Genomic DNA, 6,403 nt, shown 5'->3' with positions numbered 1-6,403 from the left:
GCTGACGGATCGTGGTCGACAACTACGGAGCCTGGCTGGGGCGTCAGCTGCAGCGGCAGGGGATGACCCAGACGGAGCTCGCGGCGCAGGTGAACGTCACCCGGGCCGCCGTGTCGACATGGGTGAGCGGCCGGGTGACGCCCCGACCGGAGACCGTGAAGCTCATAGAGGAGGCCCTCGGGGTCGTCCCCGGGGCCTCCCTGTCGATGGACGAGACCGTCGGGCACGAGCGGCTCACCTGGTACCACCGTCCCGCACACGTCGACGGCGGGCGGGAGTACGGCAACGCCGCCGCGTTCGCCTTCGACGCCGACCTCTCGGTCCTGGCCCGCGAAGCGACCCAGAACAGTCTTGACGAGATCCTCGACACCGGTCGACCGGTACGCATCCGGCACGTCCTCCACGAGATCTCCGGCGAACGCCTCGACGCCTTCCGGCGCGTGATGCGCTGGGACGCCCTGCGCGAGCACTACGAGTCGGCCGCGAGCGCGGGCAACAAGGCCTCCCGCGCACTCGCGCGGGCCCTGCGCGACATCGAGGACCGCGCAAGCCTCGTCCTCCTGCGCGTGGACGACTACAACGCGAACGGGTTGACCGGCGACGACTACGACGACGGCCGGTTCGCCGCGGTCGTCAGGCGCCAACTGGACAGCGTGAAGTCCAACGCCAGCGCCGGTGGATCCTTCGGCCTCGGCAAGGCGACCCTCTGGTCGGCCAGCTCCCTGGGCATGGTCCTCATCAACAGCACCCTGAGCCGGCCGCACGACGGGCACCGGGAGCGGCGACTCATCGGCCGCATCGACCTCCCCTGGCACACCGTCGGGGACCAGGCCTACGCCGGCCCCGCCTGGCTGGGCGAGGCCGACCCGGACCGCGACGGCGCGGCCCGTTCCTGGTGGGCGGACGAGGCCACGGTCGAGGCACTGCACCTGGAGCGCGACAGCGACGAGCCCGGAACCTCCTTCCTCGTCGTCGGCGCACACCAGGGGGACGACGAGGACGCCGACCTCGAAGCGCTGCACGAGAAGCTGTCGGCCGGGCTCGGCCGGAACTTCTGGGCCTCCATGATCTCCGCCCCGGGATCCGAGCCCCTCGTCCAGGCGTCGGTCGTGGCCCTGCGCGACGGCGTCGAGGTCGTCGCCGAGCGACGCGTGGTCCCCGACGAATACGAGCCCGCCCGCTCGCGCGCCCTGCGCGCCTTCCTCGAAGGGGCGACGGTCGACCGACTGACCGCACCCGAGCAGGTCGTCGAGCGACGCGTCCGACTCGACGTACCCCCCTTGCGCTCCCCGGAGACCGAGGCGGACGGCAAGCCGGTCCGGCACGAGGCCGTCCTGCTCGTCACCGCCGCCGAACCGGACGACCCGCGCCCCAACCAACTGGTCTGCATGCGGGGCAACCGCATGGTGGTGATGACGCAGACCATCAACCCCCCGCTCGGCGGGAACGCCTACCAGGCCCTGCTCCTCGCGGGCACGGCCGCCGGGGACTCCTCCGACGCCGCACGTGCCGCGGAACGCTTCCTGCGCACGGCGGAACCGCCCGAGCACGACACCTGGAAGCGCACCGAGGACCTGGTCGTCACCTACGCGCGCGGCGTCGTACGCAGCATCGGCGAATTCCGGTCCGCGATGCGCGAGGGAGTCCTGGCCGTCGTCGCCACCCGCAACGACGCACCCACCGAGGACGAGGCCGTTCCGTCCGTCCTGCGCGAGGTGCTGCGCATCGACGCCCCCAAGGGGCCGCCCCGCAACGCGCGCAGCCACCCCCAGGTCGACGACGTCGACGGCCACGTCGACGACACCGGAGCCTGGCAGGTCCGGGTCGAGGTCAACCTGCCCCCGCAGGCCGATCCGTGGACACTCGTCCCCGTCCTGCGATTCGTCACCCGCTCGGGACCGAAGCCCGTCGTGAAGTGGGCCCGACTGGTCGCCGAGCGCAACTGCGAGGTCACCGCCGAAGGTTCCCTGCTGTTCAAGGCGGGTGCCCGCACGGCCGTCTTCCTCGGGGAGAGCGACGTGCGGGACCATCCCGTCCCCGCACGGCACGCCCGCGTCGAGGTGGACGTGCAGCGCGCGAAGGAGTCGATGTGAAGCAGCTCGTCCCCTACCCGACCCTGCGCCGATCCGACGGACTCACCACGATCGAGGTGCGCGAGGGACGCGTCGACGAGGACGCCCTGCCGCTGGAACTCGTCAACCGGCAGGAACGCCGTGTCGCCGTGCACGGTGTGGGCTACGCCGACTGGTCCACCGCACGGCTGGCGGTCCGCATGCGGGTACCGGCGGTGGCCGACGCCGACGCCGAGGGCAGGGGCTGGCGCGACGTGCGGGCGGCGGTGACGATCGCCAACCGCACCTCCAACGTGCGCTCGGTGACCCCGCTGCGCCAGGACGCCTCCGGCGACTGGATCGGTGAGGTACGCGTCGACCGCGACGAGCACCTGGGACGACTGCAGCTCACCGGCATCGTCACGGCGACGGTCGACGGAGTGCCCGGCCGCCTCATCGGATCCGCCGAGGACACCTGGACCGTGGACGTGGACGCGCGGACCGCCCACCGCGAGCAGGACATCCGCATGACGGAGGTCGACTTCGGCTCCGACGAGCACCCCCACCTCCACGACTTCCGGCACAACGAATGGGCGATCGACGCGAACGGCGCCGTCCCCACCGTCTACGTGAACACCGCCCTCGAAGGAGTGGCGCGGCTGCTCGGCGCACCCGCACGGGGCATGTCCCCCGCGGAGAGCGCCCTGCAGAAGGCGCTCGCCGCCAAGCTCGGCACCGACCTGTGGGTCACCCTCTTCCACAGCGCCGCGGACGAGGTCTTCGCCGAGGACGGAGAACCCCAATGGCCGGGCGGCTGGCGGGACAACGTCCTCAAGCGGATGCTGCCCGACGTGTGCCCCGACCTCTCCCCGTCCGACGCCCTGCGGGAACTGCTGTCCCGCCGGGTCGGCGGCGCGGGCCGGGATCTGCACATGCGTGTGCTCCACGCGGCCGGGCGACAGTCCCGGTCGGCACGCTCGCTGGGCGAGGCATTGCGGGACATCACGAAGGGGAGCGCGAAGCAGTGAGCTGGGAATCCGTCTACGAAGGGGCGGCCGCCGCACCCGAGCGGCTCGCACTCCTTCCCGACGCCGTGGCGCGGCGCGAACTCGACGACGAGGTTCTGGGCGGCCGGAGCGCACTGCCCCACGAGAAGCTGGACCGCAGCTCCCGCGCGTTCGAGGACGAAGGCGACCGATGGCGCGCGCGGCCCGTACGCGAGCTGTTCGACGCCGCGATGCGCAGGTTCGTCGAGGCGCACCCCGGGGCCAGTGACGCGTGGCTCGCCCCCCGCCTGCACGCGACGCTCCGGCTGACCCGCCGGGAAGCCGGCGACTCCGAACTCTGGAACCACCTGGCGCTGCGCGTCGCACCGGACTACGTCCTGTGGCGCTGGCTCGGCAGCGAGAACGAGAACGGCGGCGGGGGCGAGGCGCGGGTCAACCCGCGGCGTTTCACCGGCCCCTTCCACGTCCAGGCCATGGCCCGGCTCTGGTGGGCCGCCGAGATATACCGCGACGGGCGCAACTACGCGACGGCGGAGGCGGCCTGCGCCAACCAGGAGATGTTCAACTCCGCACTGCGGCAGGACGTGTTCCTGCACCGGCCCACGGCCCAGACCGTGATCCGGATGCTGCGCGACGGCACCGTGACCAGCACCCGGGCGGCGAACGCGCTCATCAAGGCGGTCAACACCGCCGGGAGCACCATCCAGTACGAACTGGTCGCCCCCGACGAGCCGTTGGACACGAAGGCCCGCCGCCTGTGGATGGAGGACCTCACCTACGCCCCACCCGTCCCGCACGATTCCCTGCCGGACGGACCGGACGACGGGGAGGTGGACTTCTCCTCGGTCGCCCGGCTGCTGCCGCTCTTCCAGGAGCTGTTCACCACCGCACCGATCCGCGGCAAGGAGGAGGAGCCGGTGGAGAACCCCTACGCCTGAGCCGTGTCCGACGTCAGGTCCTCCGCCTCGTGCGGATCTTCGAGGCCCGCCCCACCCTCCAGGGCGTGATAGACGTGCTCGGCCAGCGCCCGCGCCAGCGGCACCGGTACCGCGTTGCCGATCTGGCGCGCGATCTGGGACTTGCTTCCGCACCACCGGAAGCCGTCGGGGAACCCCTGGATGCGCGACGCCTCGTAGTGGGTGATCGGGCGATGGTCCACCGGATGCAGGTACCGTCCCTTCTCCGGCTTGAAGAATTCGGTGCGGATCGTCACGGAGGGCTTCTCCCACACGAGCCGGCCCATGACGTCACCCGAGCCGCTGTTGTGGCGGTTCCAGCTCTCGGTCGAGAGCGGGACCAGCTTTCCCTCCACGAGCGCCGGGGGCGCGTTCCTCAGCGCGTGTCGGTTCTGACCCGGTTCGATGGCCCGGTAGCGGGCCAGGGAGAGATCCGTCGGCCGGCGACCGATGTGCAGGGATTCGCTCGTGAACGGTCCCGGGATCATCTCGCGGAGCCGCGCGACGAACTCCTTGTCGAGGACGCCCGTCTCGGTGACCTTCCGGGAAATGGTGACGGACGGGACGTTCTCGTCGTTCAGTTCCGGCAGGTCGAACCGGCTCGGCCTGTACGGGATCGGGTCCTTCTCGCCGTCCAGGCATTCCTTGAGGGTCTTCCAGGCCTTCGGCTCCTCGGTCGCGAAGAGGCCCACCTGACGCGCCTTGCCGGCGCCCGCGTGCGACGGGGCGGGGTAGGAGATGTGCCGCTTCCCCCGCACACCGATCACGATCGTGCGCTTCCGCAGCTGCGCGGCGCCGTAGTCGGCCGCGTTGAGGACCTGAGGATCCTCCAGCGTGTACCCGAGTTCGAGAAAGGCGCTCTTCAGATCGGAGAGCTGGCTGGAGGAATTGAACCGCTCGACGTTCTCGATGATGAAGATGCGCGGCTGCACCAATTCGACGATCTTGAAATACTCTTCCCAGAGCCGGTTGCGCGGATCGTCCGGATCACCCTTGCCGAGCCCGGAGAAGCCCTGACAGGGCGGGCCCCCCAGGATCACGTCGGCGTGCAGGCCCTTGGCCCTGACGACGTCCACCCAATCCGCGATGTCACCGAGGAAGAAATGGTGATCGCTTCCGGTGGTGTCGTCCGCCCATTTCTCGAAATTCGTGAAATAGGTCAGAGCGGCCGCGGGATCGATCTCGACCCCGGCAATGGGGGCGAAGGAATGCACGCCGTCCTTCATGGTGTCCTGGGAGAACTCGAAGAAGCCCCGGGTGAAGCCGCCGCAGCCCGCGAAGAGGTCGACGACTTTGTAGGGGGGCTTGTTCTCGGAGTTCATGGCGCGAGTCTAGCCGGCGTCGGCCCATCCGCGGGCCGGAGGTCGATCATCGGTCGGAGGGCGACCGCGAGGGCGCGACCGACCGCCGACGCGACCGGTGGAGGGCATGCGTTGCCGATCTGGCGGTAGGAGGACGTCTTGCGGCCGGCCGGCACCCAGTCGGCGGGAAAGCCCTGAAGGCACGTCACCTGCGGGACGGTGAGCTTGGGCAACAGGTCGGCGGGGGCCGAGGCGTCCGGTACGTCGTCCCCGATCCCGCCCCCGTTCACACCGAGCCGTTCCCACGCGCGCTTCGAGCCGGTCGGGCCGAGGTCCGGACCGCCGCGCCTGTCCGAGCCGCCGACGATCGTCGGGGCGGGCTCGTCGGCACGCCGGGCCCACGCGGCCGCACCGGGCCAGCCCCGGCGGGCCATCGACTCGTACAGCACCGTGCCGACGCTCCGCGTGGGCGGACCGGACGGCTCGGGCCACGAGAACCGCCCGAACTCGGGCTCCCGTAGCGCGACCAGGAAACCGTGCGGGCGCCGCTGCGGAACGCCGAAGTCGCAGGCGTCGACCACTCCCCACGTGGAGTGGTAGCCGACCTCCCGCAGGTTCTCCTCCACCCACCGCCGGGTCGGCGCGTACGCGTCGGCGAGGGCGAGGCCGGGGACGTTCTCCACCAGGACCGCGCGGGGCAGGGCGGCCTGCGCCAGCCAGATCGTGGCCTTCAGCAGGTACTGCTCCTCGTCCGCGTTCTTCCGCATGGTCGAGGCCGCCGAGGGCAGCCGCGGCAGGCCGGCCGCCAGGAGATCGACGCAGGTCCCTTCGGCGAAGAGATCCGGGCGGTCGGACGGCAGGAAGTCGCGGAGGTCCTGCTCCAGCACGGTCCAGTCCGGGCGGTTGCCCCGCAGGGTGGCGCAGGAGTCGGGCTTCGTGTCCAACAGCGCGATCGGATCGAATCCGGCCGCCTCCAGGCCCAGCGTCAGACCGCCGGCGCCGGCGCACAGCTCCAGAGAGGTGAGCCGGTCCGGCCCCGAGAGCGTCATGTCGTCCTGTCCGCGTCGGTCGGACGCATGTCGATCGCC

Annotated in this window: 5 protein-coding genes; 3 read left to right on the top strand and 2 right to left on the bottom strand. The window is 71.2% G+C overall.

The window, feature by feature from the left end; genetic code table 11:
• Positions 1-11: 11 nt before the first annotated feature.
• Genes OG624_RS16185 through OG624_RS16175 form a run of 3 tightly spaced genes read left to right on the top strand, consistent with a single transcriptional unit; the run spans position 12 to position 3,996 of the window.
• Positions 12-2,093: a helix-turn-helix domain-containing protein gene (locus OG624_RS16185; RefSeq protein ID WP_343299104.1), complete on the top strand. Its 2,082-nt coding sequence runs from the start codon at positions 12-14 to the stop codon at positions 2,091-2,093.
• Entirely contained in the window at positions 2,090-3,079 is a 990-nt protein-coding gene (locus tag OG624_RS16180; RefSeq protein WP_266357094.1) for a hypothetical protein, read from the top strand. Before OG624_RS16185 ends, OG624_RS16180 begins: the two co-directional genes overlap by 4 nt.
• Positions 3,076-3,996, top strand: coding sequence for a DUF6339 family protein (locus OG624_RS16175; RefSeq protein WP_266357092.1), 921 nt, complete (start codon positions 3,076-3,078; stop codon positions 3,994-3,996). Before OG624_RS16180 ends, OG624_RS16175 begins: the two co-directional genes overlap by 4 nt.
• Here OG624_RS16175 and OG624_RS16170 read toward each other — a convergent pair.
• Both OG624_RS16170 and OG624_RS16165 read right to left on the bottom strand, forming a co-directional pair.
• On the bottom strand, positions 3,987-5,336 hold the full coding sequence (locus tag OG624_RS16170; protein ID WP_051763705.1) for a DNA cytosine methyltransferase: 1,350 nt from the start codon (positions 5,334-5,336) through the stop codon (positions 3,987-3,989). The genes OG624_RS16175 and OG624_RS16170 overlap by 10 nt on opposite strands.
• Positions 5,333-6,364: a DNA cytosine methyltransferase gene (locus OG624_RS16165; RefSeq protein WP_371639530.1), complete on the bottom strand. Its 1,032-nt coding sequence runs from the start codon at positions 6,362-6,364 to the stop codon at positions 5,333-5,335. The genes OG624_RS16170 and OG624_RS16165 overlap by 4 nt, the downstream gene beginning before the upstream one ends.
• Positions 6,365-6,403: the final 39 nt, after the last annotated feature.

Origin of the sequence: Streptomyces virginiae, from assembly GCF_041432505.1 — a bacterium.
Classification (GTDB): Bacteria; Actinomycetota; Actinomycetes; order Streptomycetales; family Streptomycetaceae; genus Streptomyces; species Streptomyces virginiae_A.
This window is presented reverse-complemented; position numbering and strand designations above follow the sequence as displayed.

Coding starts and splice junctions, on each gene's coding strand:
- OG624_RS16170 (WP_051763705.1), bottom strand. CDS start 5,336: ATGAACTCCGAGAACAAGCCCCCCTACAAAGTCGTCGACCTCTTCGCG.
- OG624_RS16165 (WP_371639530.1), bottom strand. CDS start 6,364: ATGACGCTCTCGGGGCCGGACCGGCTCACCTCTCTGGAGCTGTGCGCC.